This is a genomic window from Kutzneria sp. 744 (assembly GCF_000568255.1).
GTDB lineage: Bacteria > Actinomycetota > Actinomycetes > Mycobacteriales > Pseudonocardiaceae > Kutzneria.
The window spans coordinates 9,843,192-9,866,552 of the sequence record NZ_KK037166.1 but is presented as its reverse complement, the minus strand read 5'-3'; the positions used below and the strand labels follow the sequence as shown (position 1 = coordinate 9,866,552).

Sequence of the window (23,361 nt, the reverse complement as noted above, 5' to 3'; positions counted from 1 at the left end):
TGGCTGCTGCTGGCGGTCTATCTCGTGTACCCGTTGCAGGAGCTCGTTCGCGTCAACCTGCGCTGGGCCCGCAAGGCCGCGTCGATCCGCTGGCTGTCGATCACCCTGTGGATCTACTCGCTGGGCGCGTTGATCTCCATCATCACCGACGTGCACGTGACCGGCTACCAGATCGCGCTGCTCAGCGGCGTCGTGCCGCCGTGGTCGCAGGGATCGGTGGAGAGCTGGCCGATCGCGATCGCCGGCACCTGCACGATGCTCGGGCTTTCGGCCACCGGCCTGTACTCCGTGCTGACGTCCAGCCCGTACCTGCAACCGGTGCGGAATGTGTTGCACAGCATGCGTTTGTGGTGGCAGTACTACCGCACCTACGTCGCGTTGTACCCGCTGTGGGCGGAGCTGTGGCGCACGCTGCCGGCCGAGGCGCTCGATCCGTCACGGTCGCGGCTGGCCGACCTGTTTCGCCTGCGGGCCAAGCACAATCTCTATCGCCGCACGATCGAGCTGACCGACTTCCAGCAGTCGCTGCGCCGGTTCACGCCGTCCGATGCCTACGCCGAGGCCGAATCCCTCGGCCGGGCAAGGGGATTGACCGGTCCCGTACTCGACGCCGCGGTGGACGCCGCCGGGCTCGCGGTCGGCCGCGCCGCCTACCTCGCCGACCAGCCCCGGCGGAACTCGCCGGTGCCGCCGGCCAGCCGCACCGAGGACGGCACCTCGGCGCAGGAGGCGCGGCGCTGGCTGCTGATCTCCGACCTGTACTTCCACTCCCCCGTCGTCGCGGACGTCCTGGCCGCGCCGGCACTGGTCACCGAACGAGGAGACGTTTCTTGAAGGTCCTGCTGGTAGGCGGCACGGGGTTCGTCGGCCACCACATCGTCGGCAAGCTGCTGGGGCAGGGACACCAGGTCTCCGTGCTGGCCCGGACTCCGTCCGAGCACCTCCCGGCGGGCGCGGTTTTCCACGCCGGCGACGCCAACCGGCTCTCCGACGAGGACCTGACCGAGCTGCTGGCCGGTCACGACGGCGTCGTGCACGCCGCGACGGCCGCCTTCGCCTCTCCGTTGAACGTCGACACGGCGGCGTTTTTCCGCGCCAGCAACGTCGAACCGGTGGTGCGGCTGCTGGCGGCGGCCCGTCGCGCGGGCTGCGACCGTTCGGCGCTGCTCGGCAGCTTCTACGCGACGCTGCACCGCGAGCGCCCCGAAGCCCGTGTGCACGAAGGAAGTCCGTACATCCACAGCAGGATCGAGCAGGCATCGTGGGCCCGGAGTGCGGCCGGCGACGCGATGTCGCTGGCTGTGCTGGAGCTGCCGTACGTCCTCGGGCACACGCCGGGCCGATGGTCGGCACTGGCCCCGCACCTGGAGAAAATGGCTCAGGGCAAGGGAATTGCGGTCTATCCGGGCGGCACGGCGGTGGCGGCGGTGTCCGAAGTGGCCGATGCCGCAGTGATCGCGCTGGAGCAGCGCGCGAACGGGGACTTCCCCATTGCCACGGCCAACATCAGCTGGAAGCACCTGCTCCGCGGGCTCGCCGTGGGCGGCGGCCATGCGCCGCGACGGGTGTGGGAGCTGAGCCCGTGGGAGACCGAGATGTACTTCCGGCTCCAGCTGCTGCAGATGCGCAAGGGCGGCGTCAGGTCCGGCTTCCACCCGGCCCGACTCGGCCGGCTGCACGCCTCCGACATGTTCGTCGACACCGACATCGCTACCAAGGCGCTGGGTTTCGAGCACGCCGACGTCGACCAGGCCATCCGGGACACCGCCCGCGACTGAGCGCGGGATATTACCATCGGTGACCGGCCGGTCACCATGAGTCGGTGGTCACAGTTTCGCCGTGTGGACGATCGCTTACCCAACGGTAGATAGTTAGTATATGCAACTACCTGGGGAGAAGGCCGCGTCCTACGTTGACAGCGCGCGACTAGCGGAGCTGCTGGCCGCCGACGAGGAACTCCGTCACGCCGTGCCGGATCCGGCCGTGACGGCGGTCATCAAGGATCCGAGCACCACTCTGGATCGCCAGATCGAGGCCGCCCTGACGGCCTACGCGGACCGTCCGGCGCTGGCCGAGCGGGCCACCGAGCCGGTCGTGGATCCCGCGACCGGCCGCACCACCCTGCGTCTGCTGCCGCGCTTCGACGCCATCACCTACCGCGAACTGCGGGACCGCACCGCCGCCGTCGCCGCCGACTGGCGACAGCACGCGGAGCACCCGTTCAGCCCGGGCGACATCGTCTGCACGCTGGGCTTCACCAGCAGCGACTACACGGTGATCGACCTGGCCTGCGCGCACAGCGGCGCGGTCGCCGTGCCGCTGCAGAACAGCGCCACCGCCGGCCACCTGAAGCCCATCGTCGCCGAGGCCGAGCCGCTGATCGTCGCCACCAGCATCGAACTGGTCGAGCTGGCCATCGACACCACCGAGGACAGCGCCACGCTGCGCCGCGTGATCGTGTTCGACTACCACCCCGAGGTCGACGACGAGCGGGAGAAGTTCGAAGCCGCGCGGCAGCGCCTGATCGAGAGCGGCCGCCCTGTCGCCCTCGACTCGCTGGCGGACGTCATCGCCCACGGCCGCACGCTGCCGTCCCAGCCGGCTCATGCATGGGATCCGGACGAGCTGGCGCTGCTGATCTACACGTCCGGCAGCACCGGCGCGCCCAAGGGCGCGATGTATCCGTCGCGGCTGGTCAGCGCCCTGTGGCAGGGCTGGTTTCCCGAGGCCGGCGGCCACCCCGCCCTCGGCCTGAGCTACATGCCGATGAGCCACGCCGCCGGCCGCGCGATGCTCGTCAAGTCGCTGGCCAACGGCGGCTGCACCTTCTTCACGGCCCGCAGCGACCTGTCCACGCTGTTCGAGGACATCGAGCTGGCGCGGCCGTCCGAGCTGATGTTGGTGCCCCGCATCTGCGACATGCTTTTCCAGCGGCACAAGGGCGAGGACACCGCCCGGCTGCGGGAGACGTTCCTCGGCGGCCGTGTGCTGTGGGCGGTCACCGGCTCCGCGCCGCTGTCGGCCGAGATCGGCTCGTTCATCGGCGAGTGCCTCGGTTTCCCGCTGCGCGACGGCTTCGGCTCGACCGAGGCCGGCGCGATCATGATCGACGGCGTGGTGGCACGGCCGCCGATCATCGACTACCGGCTCGACGACGTGCCCGAGCTGGGGTACTTCCACACCGACAGCCCGCACCCGCGCGGTGAGCTGTTGTTGAGGACCAGCAGCATCATTCCCGGCTACTACAAGCGGCCCGAGCTCAACGGCGAGTTCTTCACCGAGGACGGCTACTACCGCTCCGGCGACATCATGGCCGAGGTCGGGCCGGACCGGCTGGTGTACGTGGACCGGCGCAAGAACGTGCTCAAGCTGTCCCAGGGCGAGTTCGTGGCCGTGTCCAAGCTGGAGGCGCTGTTCGTCACCAGCCCGCTGATCCGGCAGGTCTACGTCTACGGCAGCAGCGAGCGCGCCTACCTGCTGGCCGTGGTCGTGCCCGTGGAGGGCGCGTCCCGCGAGGCCATCGCCGAGTCGCTGCAACAGATCGCACGCGAGGCAGGGCTCAACTCGTACGAGGTCCCCCGCGACTTCCTGATCGAGACCGAGCCCTTCACCACGGAAAACGGCCTGCTGTCGGACATCCGCAAGCTGATGCGGCCGCGCAATGGTGCGCCGCCCAATGAAGGAAATGGCAGCTAATGCCTGTATAAATGATCGTCGTTAATGGTGGGATTACGAAGCAGTCCATCCGACGAACGTTACATAAAGACCCCTCGACGCTACAGGATAATCCTAGTCATGCCTAGGCTAGGAAGGGTGGTACAGCTCTACGTCGAGCTGGCCGACCGGGAGGCCAGCGAACTGGACGAACTGCGGCGGGCCGGCCGTCAGCAGCCGGTGCTCGCCGCCGTGCTGCGGGCCGCCCAGGCCGTGCTCGGTCGTTCGTCCAGCGCTCCCTCCGCCGACGCGCACTTCACCGACCTCGGCGGCGATTCCCTGTCCGCGCTGACGTTTTCCAACTTGCTCAAGGAGATCTTCCAGATCGACGTGCCGGTCGGTGTCGTGATCAGCGCCGCCAACACGCTGCGCCGGATCGCCGAGATCATCGAGTCGGAGGTGGAGACCGGTTCGCAGCGGCCGACCTTCGTCACCGTGCACGGCGGCGGCGCCACCGAGGCCCGGGCCGCCGATCTCAAGCTCGCCAAGTTCATCGACGCCTCGACCCTCGCCGGCGCCGCCGCCTTGCCGCGCCCTGATGGTCCGATCAGGACGGTCCTGCTCACCGGCGCCAACGGCTACCTCGGCCGTTTCATGTGCCTGGAGTGGTTGGAGCGCCTGTCTTCCGTCGGCGGCAAGCTGATCTGCATCGTCCGCGGCCGTGACGCCGCTGCCGCCGCCGCGCGCCTGGAGTCGGCCTTCGACAGCGGCGATCCCGCCCTGCTGGCCCACTACCGTGAGCTGGCCGCCGCCCACCTGGAGGTCCTGGCCGGCGACATCGGCGAGCCCGACCTCGGCCTCGACGCCGCCACCTGGCAACGCCTCGCCGACACCGTCGACCTCATCTCCCACCCGGCCGCCATGGTCAACCACGTCCTCGACTACGACCAGCTTTTCGGGCCCAACGTCGTCGGCACCGCCGAGCTCATCCGCCTGGCCCTGACCAGCCACATCAAGCCCATCACCTACCTGTCCACCGTCGCCGTGGTCGAGGGCGACGCCACCATCGCCGACGAGGACGCCGACATCCGCGTCACCAGTCCCGTGCGTTCGTTGGACGACCGGTACGCCACCGGTTACGCCACCAGCAAGTGGGCCGGCGAGGTCCTGCTGCGCGAGGCCTTCGACCTCTGCGCCCTGCCCGTCTCCGTCTTCCGGTCCGACATGATCCTCGCGCACAGCCGCTACCGGGGTCAGCTCAACGTCCCCGACATCTTCACCCGCCTGCTGCTCAGCATCATCGCCACCGGCATCGCCCCGGAGTCCTTCTACCTCCCCGATTCCGGGCCCGCCCACTACGACGGCCTCCCCGTCGACTTCACCGCCGAGGCCATCACCACCATCGGCGCCGAGCCGTGCGCCGCCTTCCGCACCTTCAACGTCCTCAACCCCCACGCCGACGGCATTTCCCTCGACGTCATCGTCGACTGGCTCATCGCCGCCGGCGCCCCCATCACCCGCATCCCCTCCTACTCCGCCTGGTTCACCCGCCTGGAACAGGGCATCCGCGCCCTCCCCGAGCGCCAGCGCCAGCACTCCCTGTTCCCTCTCCTGCACGCCTTCGCCGCCCCTTCGGAGGCCATCAACGGCGCCGGCGTCCCCGCCACCCGCTTCCAGTCCGCCGTCCAGGCGGCGAAGATCGGCCCCGACAAGGACATCCCCCACCTCACGCCCGACCTCATCCGCAAGTACGCCGCCGACCTCCGCTCCCTGAACCTCGTTTGACCCTCCCGTGACCGTCCCGGCCTGGCATGATCCAGGCCGGGACGATTGGGGAACGGATGGCTACGGCACGTCAGCGCTGGACCCAGCTCGAACGCCGCCTGTGGACGGCAGTTCGCCGCGGCGACGAGGTGGAAGTCCGCTCCGACGGCACCGACCCCACCCACATCTGGGGCCCGACGCGGACCGTCCGCGCCGAGGTAATCCGCGAACTCCTCCTCACCCCCCACACCCCGCTCCCCGGCCGAGTCCCCAGCCTCCAACTCTCCGGCGCCCGCATCACCGGTGCCCTCGACCTGGAACACGCCCGGATCGACGTCCCGTTCGGCTTCGACGAATGCTGGTTCGACGAGCCGATCAACCTGTACGCCGCCCGCACCCGCACCATCTACCTGCAGGGCTGCCGCATCCCGGGCATGTACGCGGAGGAACTCCGCGCGGACGGCGAGCTGAATCTTCGGGGTCTGCTGTGCACAGGCCGCCTGGACGTCGACAACACCCACATCAGCGGTCCCCTGACGCTCACCAACGCACAGCTGTCCAATCCCGAGGGCGTAGCGCTGAGCGCGGACAGCGCAGAATTCGGCGGCGAGATGCTGTGCAACGGCGTCCGCACGCGCGGTGAGACCCGCCTGGCCGGCGCGCACATCAAGGGGAACCTGGATCTCACCGGCGCCAGCCTCACCAACCCCGGCGGCGATGCCCTCTGGGCCGATTCCGCGCAGATCGGCGGCGACGTGACTGCCTTCGGCGGCTTCCACGCCGTCGGGCGCACCTGTCTGAGCGACGCGACCATCGGCCGCAGCATCCTGGCGCCGAACGCTATCTTCGACAACGGCGATGGGCCGGCGTTGCAATGCGACGGGATCCGCGTCGCCGGCTCGCTGTCGGTCTCCGCAAGCACCCTCATCGGCGAATTCGTCCTGACCGGCGCCCAGATCGGCGGTTCGGTCCTGCTCCGCGACACGGTGCTGTCCAACCCGGGCGGCTACGCGTTCAGCGGGCAGGGACTGCGCTCGGCCGGTGGAATGTTCGGCACCGACCTGCAAGTAGCGGGGGCTTTCACACTGTTCGGCGCCCACATCACGGCGACCCTGAGCTTCAGCGGCGCCACCATGGCCAATCCCGACGGGAACGCGTTCGCGGCGGACGGGACAGTCGTGGAGGGCAATGCGTTCTTCGACGACTTCTCCGCCACCGGCCAGGTTCGCCTGCCGGGCGCGCACATCCGCGGGCAGCTGAACCTCGAGCGCGCCGCATTCGGCAACGCGGCGTCGATCGCGGTGTTCCTCGACGGCATCATCGTCGGCAAGGACATCGTGGCCGGCCACTGCCGCATCGACGGCGAGCTGCACATCATCAACGCCCGGGTCGAGGGCGACCTGGTCCTCTCAGCAGCGCTGCTGGTCAACGAGGGCGACGCCCTCACCGCGGACAGCCTGACCGTCGGACGCACCCTCGACTGCAGCCGAGGGTTCAGCTGCACCGGGGAGATGTCCCTCAGCGGCGCAACCATAGGACACCAACTGTCGCTGCGGGGTGCCACGCTGCGGCATCCCGGCAAGTTCGCGCTGCGCGCCAGTCACCTGACCGTCGGCGCGGACATCTTCGCCGACGAGGACTTCACCGCACACGGCACGATCGAGCTCTCGCCCTGCCGGGCCACCGGCACGATCTCCCTGGCCACCGAGAACGTCGACGGCACCGTCGATCTCACCCGGGCCCGCGCCGACACCCTGTGGCTGACGGGAAAACCGGGCGGTCCGATCCTGCTGATCGATGCGACCGTCCGCGTCCTGGAGCATCACCCGGAAGACTGGCCCGACCCCGACAACCTCGATCTCCAGGGGCTGACCTACAGCTCGTTGCAGCCCATCGAACTCCCGGTCGGCCAGTGGTTGAAGTGGCTGCGGCGCGGCCTTCCCGACGGCTATCGGCCGCAGCCGTATGCCCAACTGGCCACCATGCTCCGCACCGTCGGCAATGACCGAGACTCCCGGGTGGTTCTCCTGGCTCGCCAACGACACCGACGGCGGCACCTGCCGTTGTGGAGCAAGCCCTGGGGCTGGCTTCAGGATCTGGCCGTGGGCTACGGGTATGTGCCCTGGCGGGCGGCCGGCTGGCTGGGGGTGCTGTGGCTGGCGGGGTGGCTGTACTTCCGCACGCAACAACCACTCCCCCAGCCGTCGCCCTCGACCAGCGACTACCAGCCGGCGCTGTACGCCCTGGACCTGCTGCTTCCGGTCCTGAGCATCGGCCAACGCAGCGCCGTCCACTTCCCCGCCCCAGCGCAGGCCATAGCGGTGCTGATCACGGTCTGCTCCTGGATCCTGGGAATCGCGGTGCTGGCCGGCCTGACGAGGGCGCTGACGCGGAACTAGCTGAAGTCGCAGCCGGGGTTGGGGGCGTCGATGGCGACGGGCTGCCCGACGGGGGCCTCGTAGAGAACCTCGAGGACCACGGGGGTGGAGCCCAGGTTGCGTCCGATGTGGACATAGCCGGAGCCGGGCTGCTCCTGGATGAACTGCCCGGGGCGGTAGACGCCGTCGAGGGTGCAGTCGGACTTGTCGTGGGTCAACACTCCCTGCTTGACCCACGCGAGCACGGGGCCGGGGTGGTAGTGCCAGCCGGTGGCCCCACCGGGCTCGATGGTGATCTCCTTGAACACGTAGTCGGTGTCGCCGGCGACGTGGTCGAAGACGGTGACGGCGGTGATGCCGTGACCGGGGGTGGCGTTGGCGGTCGCCGGCAGGAAGACCGCCGACAGACCTAAGAAGGCGGTGGCCAGCAGGGCTCTGCGCATGGGAATCGGGCTCCTCGTGGTCGGTCCTGATCGCGGGCCAGTGAAGCAAGCGGCGCCCGACAAGGCGCTGGTTTCGGGCGGTCTCTGTCCTTTCGGGCGGACCCGCGCCGGTCGGTGAGCCGGCGATCACCCTCCGAATTAATCGTACTCATCGCGGCAGGCCTTGCGTCTTGCCGGCGATCGTTCATACTCATCGGCAATGAATCTGCTTCATCCACGGGCGAGGGGTTGATGGTGGGGGACAGCGCGGCACGCCAGGAGGACGGCACGGGCGGGGAGCGGTACCGGCCGGGGTACGAGCTGGTGGCGGAGCGGCTGCTCCAGCACATCGCGGAGCAGAACCTGCGCCCGGGCGACCGGCTGCCGACCGAGCAGGGGCTGGCCGAGCTGCTGGGCACGACCCGCAACCAGATGCGAGAGGCGGTGAAGGTGCTGGCGGCGATCGGCAGGCTGAACGTCCGGCGCGGGGCGGGCATCTTCGTGGCGGCGGACAAGACGGCGGCGCAAGAGGAGCTGGCCCACTTCCAGCCGACGGACATGGCGCACGTGTCGATGCTGCTGGACTTCCGCCGGCTGATCGAGACGGAGACGGCCCGCCGGGCGGCCTCGCTGGCCACGCCGATCCAGGTGCGCAAGATCCGCGAGACCGCCGAGGAATCGCTGACGGCGGGCGCGGAGCAGCGGGCCCAGGAGTTCGCGGACGCGGACAAGCGGTTCCACGACGCGGTGGCGATCGCCGCCGACAACATCTTCCTGCAGGCCGACGTGGTGAACGTCCGCCGCTTCGCCCTCCAGACCGACACCCTGCTCTTCCACGGCGACGTGCCGGGCTCGCTGGAGGTCGCCGGCCGACAGCACGTGGCGATCGCCGAAGCCATCGCCGAAGGCGACCCGGACCGGGCGGTGCAGCTGATGGCCGCCCACATCGACACCACACAGCGCCAGTTCGAACGCAAGATCCGCAACCGGATGTTCAAGATGGGCGACTGACCTGACAACGCCAGAACGACCACGCCGTGACCGCGGTGTGGCGATGCCCCCTGCCCGAAACACTCCACACTGGACAGACATTGAAGATCACGCACGTCGAATCGCACCGGATCCTGGTCCCGCCGACGGATCCGCCCTTCCACTGGCGCGACGGCCTCGCCGGCAGCCCGGCCAAGGGCGACGGCGCGGTGCTGCGCATCGGCACCGACGCGGGCGTCGAGGGCGTCGCCCTGTTCGCCCGGCCCGGCGCGGGCGTGCTGCTGGACGACCTGGTGGACCGGGTGTTCCGCGATGAGCTGATCGGCCAGGATCCCTTGCGGCGCGAGTGGATCTGGCACCGCATGTGGGAGCTGGACCGCATCCACGAGCTGCCGCTGCCCGCGCTGGGGCTGGTGGACATCGCGCTCTGGGACCTCGCCGGCCGCCTCTACGGCCAGCCGGTGTGGCAGGTGCTCGGCGGCTACCGCAACTCGATACCGGCCTACGCCTCGACGTCCACTTTCGACAGCACCGAGGAATTCCTCGACGTCGCCGATCAGTGCCTCAAGCTCGGCTACCGCGGCATCAAGCTGCACGCCTGGGGCGACGCCCGCCGGGACGCCGCGCTGTGCCTGGCGCTGCGGGAACATGTCGGCCGCGACGTGCCGCTGATGTACGACGGATCGGCCGGCTTCGACCTGCCCGACGCTGTCTACTTAGGACAGGCGCTGACCGAGGCCGACTACCTCTGGTACGAGGAACCGATGCGGGAGTTCAGCATCACGGCCTACCGGCAGCTGGCCCGACAGGTCCTGGTCCCGCTGCTGGTGGCCGAGACCTCGGACGGCGCCCACATGAACTCCGGCGACTTCATCGCCGCCGGGGCCGCCACGTTCGGTGTCCGCACCGGCACGACGTTGCGCGGCGGAATCACCGGCGCCATGCGGACCGCGCACCTGGCCGACGCCTATCGGCTGCGTGCGGAGGTGCACGGCTCGGACATCCCGAACCACCACCTGTGCATGGCCATCCCGAACACCACGTACTACGAGTCGCTGGTGACGTCGACGTCCGTCCGGCGGGAACGCCACGTGGACGCCGAGGGGCTCGTCCACGCCCCGACTTCGCCCGGCATCGCCCTCCCCGCCGAGTTCGGCTACGGCGCCACCCTGTCGCCGTACGTGGAGCGCGCCGCCTGATCGTTTTCCACCCCGCCCCGAAGGACCGACAATGAAGTCATCCCAGCGCCGCCTCGTCCACGCACTCACGGCCGTGTTCGCCACCGGCGTGCTCGCCGGCGCCTGCGCCAGCGCGGATCCCAACGCCGCCAGCGAAACCACCGCGGCGAGCTTCACGCCCCAGCCCCAGGACGCCAACGCCAAGATCACCGTGTGGACCGACTCCACGCGGCTGCCCTCGGTGCAGGCGTACCAGAAGGCCAACCCCAACGTGCCGATGGACATCGTCACCTATGACGGCTCGGCCGACGGCTCCACCTATCTCCAGACCAAGGTGCAGTTGTTCGACAGAACCGGAAGTGGTTGGCCCGACGCGGTTTTCGCGTCGCCGACCGATGTCACGTGGGCTTCCCAGCCGACGAGCCCGAGCGCGCAGGCCTTCGCCGCCCCTGTCGACGAAGGCCTGGTGCCGGCCGACACGCTGAAGAACTTCGCCACCGGCTCGCTGGCCCCGTGCCAGTACAACGGCCACACCTACTGCGAGCGCAACGACATCGCCCAGGTCGTGCTCTGGTACAACAAGTCCCTGCTGGACCAGTTCGGCTACCAGGTGCCCACGACGTGGGAGGAATACCAGGCGCTGGGCGACAAAGTGGCCAAGGAGCACCCGGGCTACCTGGTCGGGGCGATCGGCGACACCAACTCGCACGAGTCGTACTTCTGGTCCGCGCAGTGCCCGGCCCAGCAGCTGACCGACGCCAAGACGCTGCGGTCCGACCTCCGGGATCCGCACTGCACCAAGATGTCCGGCCTGCTGGACGACCTGATCAAGGCCGGATCCGTGAGCAAGCAGGGGTTCTTCGGGCAGGGCTTCGCCAAGGACTACGGCAGCAAGGTCCTGATGGCCTACGGGCCGTCCTGGTACGGCCAGTACCTGTTCAACTCGGCCTTCAAGACGCCGGCCGGGCAGATCGCCGCCGCCGCCCCGCTGAAGTGGCAGGGTGAGTCGCAGACGTTCACCGGCAACGTCGGCGGCGGCGTGTGGATGGTGTCCTCGCACAGCAAGAACCTCAAGGCCGCGGCGGCGCTGACGACCTGGCTGACCACCTCCGACGACAATCTCAAGGCGGCGCCGACCTATCCGGCCTACTCCCCCGGCGCCAAGGCCTGGCTGGCCAACCCGGCCAACAAGGACTACTTCGCCGCCGACGTGTCCGGCCCGTTCCAGCAGGCCGCCAACGAGGTGTGGACCGGTTGGGGCAACACGAAGTTCAGCGACGCCACGGCGTGGTCCAGCATCGTGCTGCCCGCGGTGACTGCCGGCAGGACGCTGACCGAGACGCTTCCCGCGTGGCAGAGCGAGATCGCCAGCGAGGCCAAGTCCGTCGGATACACGGTGACCACGAAGTGACAGCTCTCGACACTCCGGTCGTCGTCCCGGCTCGCCGCGCCACGGTGCGGCGAGCCCGGGAGGGCGGCCTCTCCGGCCCGCTGTTCGTCAGCGGATATGTGGTGCTGCTGCTGGCCTTCGGCGTGCTGCCGACGCTGTACGCGGTGTACCTGGCCTTCACCAACGTGCGCGGGCAGTTCACCGGGCTGAACCAGTTCCTCCGGGTGATCCAGGACTACCGGTTCTGGCCGGCGTTCGGCAACATCCTGGTGTACCTGGTGTTCTGGCTGCTGCTCATCGTGGTGCTGACGGTCGGCGTGGCGATCGTGCTGCGCAGCCGGATGCCGGCGCCGGTGTCGGCGGCGCTGCGCTTCCTGTACTACATCCCGGGCGCGCTGGCCGGCGTGGCCAGCGTGCTGGTGTGGCTGTTCATGCTCGACCCGTCGGTCAGCCCGGTCAACTGGCTGCTCAACTCGTTGGGGCTCACCACCTTCGCCGAGGTGCTGGCCCCCGGCCACCTGTCGCTGATCTTCGCGCTGATCGCGTTCTGGACCGGCGCGGGCGGCTGGATCGTGGTGATGTACGGGGCGCTGAACAACATCCCGCAGGAGGTGCTGGAGGCGGCCCGAATGGACGGCGCCGGCCCGTGGCGGATGGCGCTGCACATCCAGATCCCGATGATCCGCAAGTGGATCGTCTACATGGTGATCCTGGCCTTCGCCGCCGGCACCCAGCTGTTCGTGGAGCCACAGCTGCTGCAGACGGCGTCGCTGGGCCGGGTCAGCCCGACCTGGTCGCCCAACCAGCTGGCGTACTCGTACGCGTTCCAGCACGGCGACTTCAACGGGGCCGCCGCGATCTCCCTGGTGCTGCTGGTGATCGGTCTGGCCGGGGCCGGGCTGCTGGTCACGCGGTCTGGGCTGTTCAAGGTGGATGAGTCATGAAACGTGTGGTCGGACTGACCCTGGTGTCGCTGGTTCTGCTGGTGCTGCTGGTGTTCTTCGTGCTGCCGGCGCTGTGGCTGCTACTTGCGCCGACCAAGATGGCGGCGGACCTGGCCAGCGAGTCGCCGCTGTCATTCGGGTCGTTCGCCAACATCGGTGTGGCCTGGCAGCACCTGACCAGCTTCCAGGACGGCGTGCTGTTCGTGTGGCTGCGCAACTCCGCGGTGTACGCGGTCGGTGCGCTGATCGTCACGCTGATCACCAGCATTCCCGCCGGCTATGCCTTGGCGCTGACCAAGTTCCGCGGCCGCAAGCTGCTGCTCACGGTGACCCTGATCGTCATGATCATGCCGTCGGCGGCGCTGGTGCTGCCGGTGTTCCTGGAGCTGAACCTGGTGCACCTGATCGGCACCGCGTGGTCGATCATCCTGCCGTTCTCGTTCTACCCGTTCGGGGTGTACCTGGTGTACATCTACTTCGCCACCAGCCTGCCGCGGGAGCTGCTGTCGGCGGCGCGGCTGGACGGGGCCACCGAGTGGCAGATCTTCACCCGGATCGCGCTGCCGCTGGCCACGCCGGTCGTCGGCCTGGTGGCGTTCTTCAGCTTCGTCGGCAACTGGAACAACTTCTTCCTGCCCTACCTGGTGCTGCCCAACAGCGACGGGTTCCCGATCCAGGTGGGGCTCAACCAGCTGCTGTCGTCGACGCCGTCGTTCAACCCGGTCGCCGGCGCCGGCCTGAACATCACCAGCCCCGAGCTGGCCCTGGCGATCATCATCGCCGTGCTGCCGGTGCTGGTGCTGTTCCTGTTCTCCCAGCGCACCCTCGTGTCGGGGATGCTCGCCGGGGCCACCAAGGAATGACCGTCCCTTCTCGACCAACGACGTCTCGGGAGTGTCCATGCACCACCGTTTTCTGGGCGCGGCCTTAGCCGTGCTCATGGCGGCCGGCGCGGTCGCCGTGTCCACATCGGACGCTGTTGCGGCATCGAGCACCACCTTCTACGCCGCCCCGGGCGGCCAGGGCTCGGCCTGCACGGCCGCCAACCCCTGCTCGCTGCTCACCTCGCAGGGCAAGGTCCGCAAGGCCACGCCGTCGATGTCGTCCGACATCACGGTGGTGCTGGCCGACGGAACCTACCGGCTGGACAAGACGTTCAGCCTCGACGCCGCCGCGGGCGACTCCGCGACCGGCGGCCACACCGTGACCTACCAAGCCGCGCCGGGCGCGCACCCGGTGATCAGCGGCGGCCAGCAGGTCAACGGCTGGAAGCAGGGCACGGGCGGCATCTGGTCGGCGAATGTGCCGGCCGGCACCGACACGCGGCAGCTCTACGTGGACGGCGTGCGGGCCAACCGCGCCTCCGGGCCGAACCCGACCGGCTTCAGCCGCACCGCCAGCGGATACACCACCTCCACCACCACGATCGCCGGCTGGCACAACCCGTCGGACATCGAGTTCGTCTACGAGGTCAGCTGGACCGAGGTGCGCTGCGGCGTCGCCTCGATCGCCGGCACCACCGTGACGATGAAGCAGCCGTGCTTCGACAACTCGACCAAGAAGCCCTACGGCGTCAACATCGACCAGCCGTCCTATGTGGAGAACGCCAAGGAGCTGCTCGACAACCCGGGCGAGTTCTACCTGGACAAGCCCTCGCACACGCTGTACTACATGCCCCGTGAGGGCCAGGACCTACGGGCCGCCGACGTCGAGATCCCGCGCCTGCAGACCGTGGTCTCCGGCACCGGTACGGTGTCCAATCCGTTGCGCGGCCTGAGCCTCAAGGGCATCACCGTCCAGTATGGAGGGTGGATCGAGTCCAGCGGTCCCAACGGCTTCTCCGAGGTGCAGGCCAACATGCGTCTCACCGGCCCGAGCGCCTGGGACCGGCAGGGTTCGTGCAACCGCTTCTCGCAGACCAATCCCGGCACCTGTCCGTACGGGAACTGGACCATGACACCGGGCAACGTGGTGTTCGACCACACCGACGGCCTGTCCATCCAGGGTGACACCTTCCAGCACCTGGGCGCGGCCGGCCTGCAACTGGGCCAGTACGTGCACAATTCGTCGATCACCGGCAACGTGTTCACCGACATCTCGTCCAACGGGGTCGAGGTCGGCAACGGTGCCGACGCCAATCCCGCCGACCTCAACGTGATACCGGCCGACAACACCATCGCCGACAACTGGGTGCATCACGTGGCCGTCGAGTACACCGGTGGGGTCGGCATCTTCCAGGGCTACACCCGGTACGACACCGTGACCCACAACCAGGTCAACGACGTGCCCTACAGCGGCATCAGCTCGGCGTGGGGCTGGGGTTGGAACCCCGGCACCAAGACCGAGGGCAACAAGATCACCAACAACCTGATCTTCGATCACCTCCAGACCCACATCGACGGCGGCGGCATCTACGTGGTCGGCCAGGAGGGCACCACCCTGGCCAACGGCCTGCTGATCAGCGGGAACGTGGTGCGCAACGGGGCCGGCTTCGGCCACTCCATCTACACCGACGGCGGCAGCTGGCACATCACCGAGACCGGCAACGCGGCGTTCGGCAACGACACGCACTCCTTCGGTGGTAGCAAGGAAGCCAACAACCCGTACGGCGACTTCCTGTACACCGACAACTACTACGAGGAGAACACCCCGGACTGGCCGGCCGGCGACCCCACGGATCTCGTGCTGTCCAACAACACCAAGGTGTCCTTCGACGGCACCGGCGTGCCCGCGGCCCTGCTGGCCAACGCCGGCCTTGAGGCGCAGTACAAGTCCCTGACCGCGGCCCCGGCCGGCACCGCCCCGAAGAACCTGGCCGCCGGCAAGCCCGTGCAGGCCCAGTTCCTCGACGGCAGCACCGCGCAGCTCCAGCCCGAGTCGCAGCTTTCCTATGCCACGGACGGAAATCCCGCCACCTACGTCCAGGCCAGCGGGCAGTTCAAGTGGCAGCTCGTGGTCGACCTCCAGAAGTCGCAGTCCCTGGGCTATGTGACGGTCGGCATGCCGCAGCCGCACTTCGCCACCGACTTCCACGTCGACGTCTCCACCGACGGCACGGCGTGGACCACCGTCGGTGCCGTGCACGGCAGCGGTTGGGGCACCGTCCCGGTCGACTTCGCCACCCCCGTGACCGCCCGGTACCTGCGCATCGTCACCGAGAAGCCCGACGACGGCGGCCAGCGCGGCGACCAGATGGCCATCAGCGAGGTCGGCGCCTTCGCCGCCTGCGCCGCCGGCCCCGACAACGCCGCACTGAACAAGCCCGCCCAGGCTTACTTCATCGACGGCACGCAGGCCCTCATGCAGCCCAACTCCACCCCGGCCCTGGGCACCGACGGCAACGCCGACACCTGGACCCAGGCCACGCAGCGCTACCGCTGGTCGTACCAGGTGGACCTGCAGAAGGCCCAGTCCGTCGACGTCGTGGCCCTGACCATGCCGGCCGACAAGTTCGCCACCCGGTTCCACATCGACGTCTCCCTCGACGGCTCCACCTTCTGGACCGTCACCCGCCGCGTCGACGCCGCCGGCGGCGTCACCGGCGTGCAGCTCGACCAGCCCGTCAGGGCCCGCTACATCAAGGTCGTCGCCGACCGCCCCGACGACGGCGGCCAGACCGGCGGCCAGATGGCCGTCAGCGAGCTGGCAATCTACGGCTCGAAGTAACCCCACCCCGCGAGTCCCGTTCTCGGGCAACCATGTGTCGAGTTTCGAACTCGACATTCAGTTGCCTGAGGAGAAAACGGTGGTGAGTGGGCAGGCCGATGACACCCGGCGTAGCCGGGTGTCATCGGCGGTGTGGTGTTCAGGCCGCCGCTGGTGGCTCGGCGTGCACGGTGTAGCCGATCGCCTCCAACTGCCGGATGAGTTTGCGGGCTCGACGCTGGGGATCCTCACGGCGGATGAAGTAGTCCACGCCAAGATCGTGATACGGCTGATCCCGCTCAAGCATGTAGAAGATCGCCACCAGGATGCTGTGCTCGACCGCGACCAGTGCCTTGCTATGGCCCAGCCTGGGTCGCAGCCGGGCGTACTGCGCGGCCAGGTAGGTGTTCTTGGCGCGGATCGCGGCCATCGCCGCGTTGTGCAGATAGATCCCCAGCCATTTCGGTCCGTTGCGGGTCTTGCCGGACCTGGACTTGCCCGCCGACTCGTGGTTGCCCGGGCAGACCCCGGCCCAGGACGCCAGCCGGGCGGCCGTGCCGAACACGGTCATGTCCACGCCGATCTCGGCCAGCAACCCCTGCGCGGTGCGCTGGTCAATGCCCGGGATGGTGTCCACCAGGTCGACCTGATGCGAGAAAGGGCAGATGACCTGCTCGATCTCGACGGTCAGGCTGGTGATCAACTCGTCCAGGAAGTCCAGCTTGGCCAGGACCGAGGACACAAGCACCGCGTGGTGGCCGCTGAACCGGCTGGTCAACGCCTCACGCAGAGCAGGGATCTTGACACGCAGCCTGCCGATCGCCAGATCGGCCAGGACCCCGGTGTCGGTGGTGCCCGCGACCAACGCGGCCAGCATGGCCCGCCCGGACTTGCCCAGGATGTCGCTGGCCACACTGGACAGCTTGACTCCCGCGTCTTGCAGGATCTTGTCCAGGCGTTGGGCCTCCCGGGTGCGTTCCTCGATCTGCGCCTTGCGGTACCGGGTCAGGTTGCGTAACTCCCGGATCGGCGCGGGCGGCACGAACGAGGGGCGGACCAGCCCGAACTCGATCAACTGGCAGATCCAGGACGCGTCGGCGGCGTCGGTCTTGCGGCCGGGGATGTTGCGCATGTGCCGGGCGTTGAGCAGCCACACCTGCATCGCGTCTTCCAGCATGTAGTAGGGAGCCTTCCAGTACACGCCGGTCGACTCCATGCCCACACGGGTGACCCCGTGGCCGGTCAGCCAGTCCCGCAGCACCAGCAGCCCGGGCGTGGTGGTGGCGAACGTGCCCTGATCCACCACTCCGCCGGGCAGATGGACCTCGGCCGCGATCACGTCCTTGTGCACGTCCAGTCCAGCGGCTCGCTGGACGATTCGTTCCATCACGCCACCTCCCACCGGTCGGGCTGTCCGGGGGAGCCTCGCTTCACAGACTCTGAGGATCGCGCTCAAGGCGGCAGTTCACGGCGCCCAAGGCTCCCGCGTCTAGCTGAGAGACGACCTCGCATGCGCCAAGGCAAGTCGACGTCAACCGGACAGCACTACCGAGTTTTCCCGAGCTCACGCCGGCCCGCCAGGGCCCCAACAGCTGAGAGCGGGACTCGCGGGGTGTCCAGCAGGATCTGGAACAGTTGTTCCAGGGTTTCGGCCAGGGTGGGCTCGTCGGCCTCGTTGAGGGCGGTGCTGCCGATCACCTTGCGCATCAACCAGAAGCCGTTGATCAACGCCAGCGCGATGGCCACGTTGGGGCGTGGGGCTCGGGAGACCTCCACCGCGTGTTTCTCGACGTGCTTCTCGATACCGGCACGGAGAATCTCGGCGGCACGAGGGTTGGCGGCCGAGCGCAGGGCCAGCAAGAAGGGGTCGAGGGTGTCGGCCTCGGGGGCGGTACGGCGCACCAGGGCCGAGGCGATGTCCCGGGCCAGGGTGCGAGGGTCGCTGCCCAGCACGGTCCGCTCGGCCACGGACACGTCCACGACCTCGGCGAACAACCCCTCCTTGGAACCGAAGTAGCGGTTCACGAGCATCGCCGTCACGCCGGCCGAAGCGGCGATCTCCCGCACGCCGACGCCGTCGTACCCGGACCGGGTGAAGGCCTCGACCCCGGCGCGCAGGATCGCCTCCCGCGTTGCCGCCGCATCCCGCCGATGAACCATGTCTACGAGTGTAGACTATGCTCAAGTCTACGGGTGTAGACATTAGCGGGAGTGATCATGGATCTGAAGCTGAAGGGCCGTCGCGCGCTGGTCACGGGATCGAGCTCGGGGCTGGGCGAGGCGATCGCCCGGCTGCTGGCCGAAGAAGGCGCCGAGGTGGTCGTGCACGGGCGCGACCGGCAGCGCACCGAGGCCGTGGCGCGGGAGATCGGGGCGTCGGTCGCGCTCGGCGACCTGGCCACGGATGCCGGCGCGGACGCGGTGGCCGAGGCGGCCGGGGAGATCGACGTGCTGGTGAACAACGCCGGCGCCTACGACACCGTCGGCTGGCACGAGTCGACCCCGCAACGGTGGCAGGACACGTACAACGTGAACGTGGTGGCCGGGATCCGCATGATCCACCGCCTGGTGCCGGGCATGACGGCCCGCGGCTGGGGCCGGGTGATCCAGATCGGCGGCGGCCTGGCCGTGCAGCCGATGGCCATGCAGCCGCACTACAACGCCACCCTCGCGGCCCGGCACAACCTCGCGGTCTCGCTGGCCCGGGAGCTTGCGGGCACCGGCGTGACGTCCAATGTCGTCGCCCCGGGCGCGATACTGGCCGAGGCGACGCGGGAGCTGCTCATCGGCCTCGCGCCCGGCCACGGCTGGGGTTCCGAGTGGGCGGAGATCGAGGCCAACTCGGTTCGCGACTTCGTGCCCAACGACATCGGCCGGTACGGGCGGCCCGAGGAGATCGCCGGCGCGGTGGCCTACCTCTGCAGCCCGTACGCCGACTACGTCAGCGGCGCGACGCTGCGCGTGGACGGCGGCGCGATCCGGTCGGTGGCCTGATTATCCTGGCCGAATGCTGGAGGCGTTGGGCCTGACCACGGCCGAGGAACGGGTGTACCGGGCGGTTGTCCTCGGACACCGGGCGCGGCCGTCGGAGATCGCCACGCAGCTCGACATAACGCCGTCAGCGTTATCCCCGCTGCTCGACGATCTGCTGGACAAGGGCCTGATCAGCCGGGTCGGCGGCCATTACGTGCCGGCGCCACCGGACGTCGCCCTCGGTCCGCTGCTCGTGCACGGCCAGGCCGAGCTGGAACGGGCGCGGGCCGCCGTCGGACAGCTGGCGGAGCAGTACCGCAAGGACGTGCGGCGGCGGGATTCCACGCAGCTGGTCGAGGTGCTGACCGGCGCGGAGGCGATCCGCCAGCAGGCGATGCAGCTCCAGCGCGAGGCGCGCACCGAGATGCTCTGGTTCTGCCGCACGAACCCCATCGCCATGACGTCGGCGGAGAACGAGGAGGAGTTCCGGGCCCTCGCCCGCGGCGTGCGCTACCAGGTCGTCTACGAGTCGGCTCTGCTCGGGGAACCTGGTGCGCTCAAGGGCCTGGCCGACGGCATCCGGGCCGGCGAGCAGGCGCGGACCGTGGACACGGTGCCGGTCCGACTGGCCATCGCCGACCGCAAGGTGGCGCTGTGCCCGCTCGGCGACGAGGCCGACGGCGAGCCGACCGCCGCCCTGGTGGAGGGAACCAGCCTGCTGACGGCGCTCATCGCCCTGTTCGAGAACTACTGGAACCGCGCCGCGCCAGTGCACATCGACGGCAACGGCGGTCCGCTCACCGCCGACGAGGCGCGGCTGCTGTCGCTGCTCATCGGCGGCGTCAGCGACAAGTCCATCGCCACACAGCTCCAGGTCAGCCAGCGGACCGTGCAGCGGCGGGTGCAGGACCTGATGCGCCGGGTCGATGTCCGCAATCGGATGCAGCTGTCGTGGCAGATCGGCAAACTCGGCTGGTTGGACGGCGCCGCCGGGCCCGTGGCGAGCCCGACGGCGTCCGATCAGCGCACTGCCAGGCGGTAGACGCCGCTGCTGCCCGTGCCGACGAACAGCCAGTCCCGGGTGGCCAGCAGCGACCGCACCTCGTGGTCGGGCAGGCCGGTCAGCTCGGTCCAGTGCTGGCCGTCGCCGCGGAACAGGCCGGAACTCGATCCCACGTAAAGGGATCCGTCCGTCCCGACGGTGACGGCATCGTAGTCGGCAGTGGGAACCCCTTGCGCCGCTGCGAAAGTCTTACCGCCGTCATGGCTGATCTTGGCCAGGCCGTCGCCGACCGCGACGACCTGCTGGCCGGCCACGGCGACGTTCTTCACGTTGCCGTCGAGGACCTTGGTCGCGGTCACGCCGGAATCGGTGCTGTGAAACAGACCCTTGGGCGTGGCGATCCACACCTCGTTGCCGGCTCCGGCCGCCACGGCCCAGGCACCCTCGGCACCGTCATATGCTTGCGGCGTCAGGGTTTTGCCGCCGTCCGTGCTGGTGTACAGGCTGGCGCCGGTGAGGTAGGTGGCGATGTAGAGCTTGTTCGGGTCGCTGGGATCCACGGCGATCGACCGCGACGACCCCGGCACCGGGCTGGTCTGCTGCTGCCAGCTGGTTCCGTTGTCGTGCGACCGCTCCAACCAGATGCACTCGTCGGGACAGAAGCCGATGCGCACCCGCACAACGTCCTTGCCCGGCAACGCCGCGACCCCGCCGATCACGTTGCCGATCGTCGCCGGCGCCTTGCCCGTCCAACCCCAGTCCTGGTAGCCCGTCGGGGGTTTCGCGGCCATCGAACTCGTCGAACGGTAGCTGTCCACCGAAGTGCCGGCGACCAGCGACGCCCCGGAGATCGTCATCGCGCCCACGCTCACGGCCGGCACGCCGATGCGACGGAACCGGGCCGAGTCGGTGGTGGTGTAGATGCCGGCGGCCGCGCTGATCACCAGCTCGTGCGGGCGGTCCGGGAAGCTGCCGAGATCGGCATACAGGTCCAGGGTCGGCAGCGCCTTCGGCTCGGACGTCCAGTGCCGGCCGTTGTCGTGGCTGACCCAGGTGTTCTTGCCGGCGTTCGGGCCGTCCGGCGACGGCTCCAGCGTCTGCGCCTGGATGTCGCCGCTCGGCGTGACGCCGAGGAAGCTCACCCAGTCCGTGCCCCACGGACCGGTCATCCCCCGCCAGCTCCGGCCGCCGTCGGTGGAGATCACCGCGCTGCCGTCACGTTCCTGCGACGCCACCACGAGCTGGCCGTGTACGCCCAGGTGCTCCACGAAGATGTCGCCCGGCACGGGCAACTTCGTCGTCTTGGACCCGTCGATGCGGAACACGGCGTTGTCCGTGCCGACGAACAGCGCACTGCCGTCGGCGACCAGCCGCTTCGCGCCGGCCGGCGAACCCGGCAGCAACGCCCAGTGCGCGCCACGGTCGTCGCTGGTGAACACACCGGCCACCCCGGCGGCGTAGACCCGGCGGCCCAGCACCGTGACGTCGGTGATGTCGGCCTTGTCGTTCAGCACCGGCCGGAACGTCTTCGCGCCGTCGGTGCTGCGGTAGATGTGACCCTGCCCGCCGCCGAGCTGGCTTGCCGCCACGTAGACCACGTTGGCGTCACGCGGATCCGCCGCCAGGTGCGTGCCGCCCACGCCCGACGCGAACGCGGTCGGCGGCGCCCAGGTGACGCCGTGGTCGTCGCTGCGGAAGACGGCGCGGGCCCCGTCCGGCAGGACGTAGAGTCTTGACGGCGCCGCCGGTGTGAACGCCAGATAGCCGCCGCTGGCGTTCGGGCCCATCGACAGCCACTGCGCTGATGGCCGTTGGGGGGCCTCCGCCGCGGTCGCCGGCACGGCCAGCGCCACGGAGAGCCCCATCGCGAGCAGTGCTCGTCCCCGGAATCGATGCATCTGCCCAGGATTGGGCAGTCGACGGCGCTTTGCCACCGGGCCGGCGTGTCCGAACCACGACACGTCGCAACTCCGCCACGTCGGCCCCGCTCAGTCCTTTGCGGACGCCGTGACCTCGGTGATCGCCCGTCCGAGGATCACCTGCTCGTCCTCGGGCAGCGAGCGGCCCGCGTGCACCATCTGCAACGCCGTCAGCAGCGCCACCCGGTCCTGCGCGCCGCCGAGGTCGCCCAGGTACGACGGCAGCAGCAGGCCCAGCGCCGTCAGATCGGCCCGGGCGCACAGCTTGGCCAGCAGTTCCTTGAGCGCTTCCGACTCGGACGTCGACCGGAGCCCCTTGGCCACCGCGTAGCGGATCCCGTCCCGATACGGCCCGGACAGCGCGTCGCCGCCGCAGTCCGCCGCCCGCTGGTAGTGCTCGCGGGCCTTGTCCGCGTTGCCCAGCTCTTCGTTCGCTCGGGCCAGGTTCAGATGCATCGACGGGTAGAAGCCGGCCACCCGCTCGTCGCCGACCCGGTCGGCCCGTTCCAGGCAGACCGTGTTCCAGTGCAGGACACCTTCGGGCGTGTCCTGGTGGCGGGCCACGTAGTGCGCCGCCACGCAGGCCTCGAAGTCGTCCGTCGCCGCCGCCCAGGCCTGGTGGAACAGCTCCCGCGCCTCGTCCGCCCGGCCCTGCGCCTCGGCCTGCATGCCTTGGCCGCACAGCTGCACGACCGGGTTGTTCGGATCCATGCCGTCTAGAGTAGCTAGACGGCCTCATGCCGTCTAGACGCGCTAGACGACTGCCTTGACCGTCCACTGTAGACGCTTCGAGGCCGCCCTATAGTGCTCGCGTGGCAGCACAATCCGGCGCGGACGACCGCCAGGGCATCCAGTCCGTCGAGATCGCGATGACCGTGCTCGACGCCATCGAGCGGGGACGGGGGCCGATGAGCCTGACCCAGATCGCCGCCGCCTGCGACATGGCGACCAGCAAGGCCCATCGCTACCTGGTCAGCCTCAGCCGCGCCGGGCTCGTCGCCCAGGCCCGCAGCTCCGGCCTCTACGACCTCGGCCCCGCCGCCCGCCGCCTCGGCGTCGAGGCCCTGCGCCGCATGGACGAGGTCGGCCTCGCCTCCGAGT

General features: G+C 69.3%; 19 protein-coding genes. 14 read left to right on the top strand and 5 right to left on the bottom strand.

What is annotated here, in order from left to right:
- From KUTG_RS62430 to KUTG_RS45140, 5 genes are all read left to right on the top strand, one after another.
- The coding region (locus tag KUTG_RS62430; protein ID WP_043726022.1) for a DUF6545 domain-containing protein at positions 1 to 834 on the top strand (834 nt) is incomplete at its 5' end.
- Positions 831 to 1,778 carry an NAD-dependent epimerase/dehydratase family protein gene (locus KUTG_RS62425; protein ID WP_052396166.1) on the top strand — a complete coding sequence of 316 codons (948 nt, stop codon included), beginning with the start codon at positions 831 to 833 and terminating at the stop codon, positions 1,776 to 1,778. The genes KUTG_RS62430 and KUTG_RS62425, both read left to right, overlap by 4 nt.
- 100 nt (positions 1,779 to 1,878) lie before the next feature.
- The gene (locus KUTG_RS55605; protein ID WP_063753645.1) at positions 1,879 to 3,696 is read left to right on the top strand and encodes an AMP-binding protein; all 1,818 of its coding nucleotides are present in this window, start codon (positions 1,879 to 1,881) and stop codon (positions 3,694 to 3,696) included.
- Positions 3,697 to 3,813: 117 nt separating this feature from the next.
- Positions 3,814 to 5,439, top strand: coding sequence for a thioester reductase domain-containing protein (locus KUTG_RS55600; protein ID WP_063753644.1), 1,626 nt, complete (start codon positions 3,814 to 3,816; stop codon positions 5,437 to 5,439).
- 56 nt (positions 5,440 to 5,495) lie between these two features.
- On the top strand, positions 5,496 to 7,817 hold the full coding sequence (locus tag KUTG_RS45140) for a translocation/assembly module TamB domain-containing protein (protein ID WP_157495236.1): 2,322 nt from the start codon (positions 5,496 to 5,498) through the stop codon (positions 7,815 to 7,817).
- Here the strand turns inward: KUTG_RS45140 and KUTG_RS45135 are convergent.
- Positions 7,814 to 8,239 (bottom strand): cupin domain-containing protein, encoded by a 426-nt coding sequence (locus KUTG_RS45135; RefSeq protein WP_043726018.1) that lies wholly within the window; start codon positions 8,237 to 8,239, stop codon positions 7,814 to 7,816. The genes KUTG_RS45140 and KUTG_RS45135 overlap by 4 nt on opposite strands.
- A gap of 231 nt (positions 8,240 to 8,470) precedes the next feature.
- Here KUTG_RS45135 and KUTG_RS45130 point away from each other — a divergent pair, with 231 nt between their 5' ends.
- From KUTG_RS45130 to KUTG_RS54775, 6 genes are all read left to right on the top strand, one after another.
- Positions 8,471 to 9,229, top strand: a complete 759-nt coding sequence (locus tag KUTG_RS45130) for a FadR/GntR family transcriptional regulator (RefSeq protein ID WP_043732909.1) — start codon at positions 8,471 to 8,473, stop codon at positions 9,227 to 9,229.
- A gap of 80 nt (positions 9,230 to 9,309) precedes the next feature.
- Positions 9,310 to 10,407 (top strand): enolase C-terminal domain-like protein, encoded by a 1,098-nt coding sequence (locus tag KUTG_RS45125; RefSeq protein WP_043726014.1) that lies wholly within the window; start codon positions 9,310 to 9,312, stop codon positions 10,405 to 10,407.
- Positions 10,408 to 10,438: 31 nt separating this feature from the next.
- Positions 10,439 to 11,797, top strand: a complete 1,359-nt coding sequence (locus KUTG_RS45120; protein ID WP_043726012.1) for an ABC transporter substrate-binding protein — start codon at positions 10,439 to 10,441, stop codon at positions 11,795 to 11,797.
- Positions 11,794 to 12,720 carry a carbohydrate ABC transporter permease gene (locus KUTG_RS45115; protein ID WP_043726009.1) on the top strand — a complete coding sequence of 309 codons (927 nt, stop codon included), beginning with the start codon at positions 11,794 to 11,796 and terminating at the stop codon, positions 12,718 to 12,720. Before KUTG_RS45120 ends, KUTG_RS45115 begins: the two co-directional genes overlap by 4 nt.
- The gene (locus KUTG_RS45110) at positions 12,717 to 13,583 is read left to right on the top strand and encodes a carbohydrate ABC transporter permease (protein WP_052396165.1); all 867 of its coding nucleotides are present in this window, start codon (positions 12,717 to 12,719) and stop codon (positions 13,581 to 13,583) included. The genes KUTG_RS45115 and KUTG_RS45110 overlap by 4 nt, the downstream gene beginning before the upstream one ends.
- A gap of 37 nt (positions 13,584 to 13,620) precedes the next feature.
- Positions 13,621 to 16,386 carry a discoidin domain-containing protein gene (locus KUTG_RS54775; RefSeq protein WP_157495235.1) on the top strand — a complete coding sequence of 922 codons (2,766 nt, stop codon included), beginning with the start codon at positions 13,621 to 13,623 and terminating at the stop codon, positions 16,384 to 16,386.
- Between the two features lie 139 nt (positions 16,387 to 16,525).
- Here the strand turns inward: KUTG_RS54775 and KUTG_RS45100 are convergent, their stop codons facing one another.
- Both KUTG_RS45100 and KUTG_RS45095 read right to left on the bottom strand, forming a co-directional pair.
- On the bottom strand, positions 16,526 to 17,752 hold the full coding sequence (locus KUTG_RS45100) for an IS110 family RNA-guided transposase (protein ID WP_043719042.1): 1,227 nt from the start codon (positions 17,750 to 17,752) through the stop codon (positions 16,526 to 16,528).
- Positions 17,753 to 17,910: 158 nt separating this feature from the next.
- Positions 17,911 to 18,525, bottom strand: a complete 615-nt coding sequence (locus tag KUTG_RS45095; RefSeq protein ID WP_052396163.1) for a TetR/AcrR family transcriptional regulator — start codon at positions 18,523 to 18,525, stop codon at positions 17,911 to 17,913.
- 57 nt (positions 18,526 to 18,582) lie between these two features.
- Here KUTG_RS45095 and KUTG_RS45090 point away from each other — a divergent pair, with 57 nt between their 5' ends.
- A complete protein-coding gene (locus KUTG_RS45090; RefSeq protein ID WP_043732902.1) occupies positions 18,583 to 19,359 on the top strand; it encodes an SDR family NAD(P)-dependent oxidoreductase in 777 nt (258 codons plus the stop codon).
- Positions 19,360 to 19,372: 13 nt separating this feature from the next.
- Entirely contained in the window at positions 19,373 to 20,380 is a 1,008-nt protein-coding gene (locus KUTG_RS45085; protein WP_052396162.1) for a helix-turn-helix transcriptional regulator, read from the top strand.
- Here KUTG_RS45085 and KUTG_RS45080 read toward each other — a convergent pair.
- Together KUTG_RS45080 and KUTG_RS45075 are read right to left on the bottom strand one after the other, a co-directional pair.
- Positions 20,359 to 22,239, bottom strand: coding sequence for a WD40/YVTN/BNR-like repeat-containing protein (locus KUTG_RS45080; protein WP_157495234.1), 1,881 nt, complete (start codon positions 22,237 to 22,239; stop codon positions 20,359 to 20,361). The genes KUTG_RS45085 and KUTG_RS45080 overlap by 22 nt on opposite strands.
- Before the next feature lie 90 nt (positions 22,240 to 22,329).
- Positions 22,330 to 22,971 (bottom strand): hypothetical protein, encoded by a 642-nt coding sequence (locus tag KUTG_RS45075; protein ID WP_043726007.1) that lies wholly within the window; start codon positions 22,969 to 22,971, stop codon positions 22,330 to 22,332.
- A 101-nt stretch (positions 22,972 to 23,072) separates the two neighbouring features.
- Here KUTG_RS45075 and KUTG_RS45070 point away from each other — a divergent pair.
- A partial coding sequence (locus KUTG_RS45070) for a helix-turn-helix domain-containing protein (RefSeq protein WP_043726004.1) occupies positions 23,073 to 23,361 on the top strand: 289 nt, incomplete at its 3' end.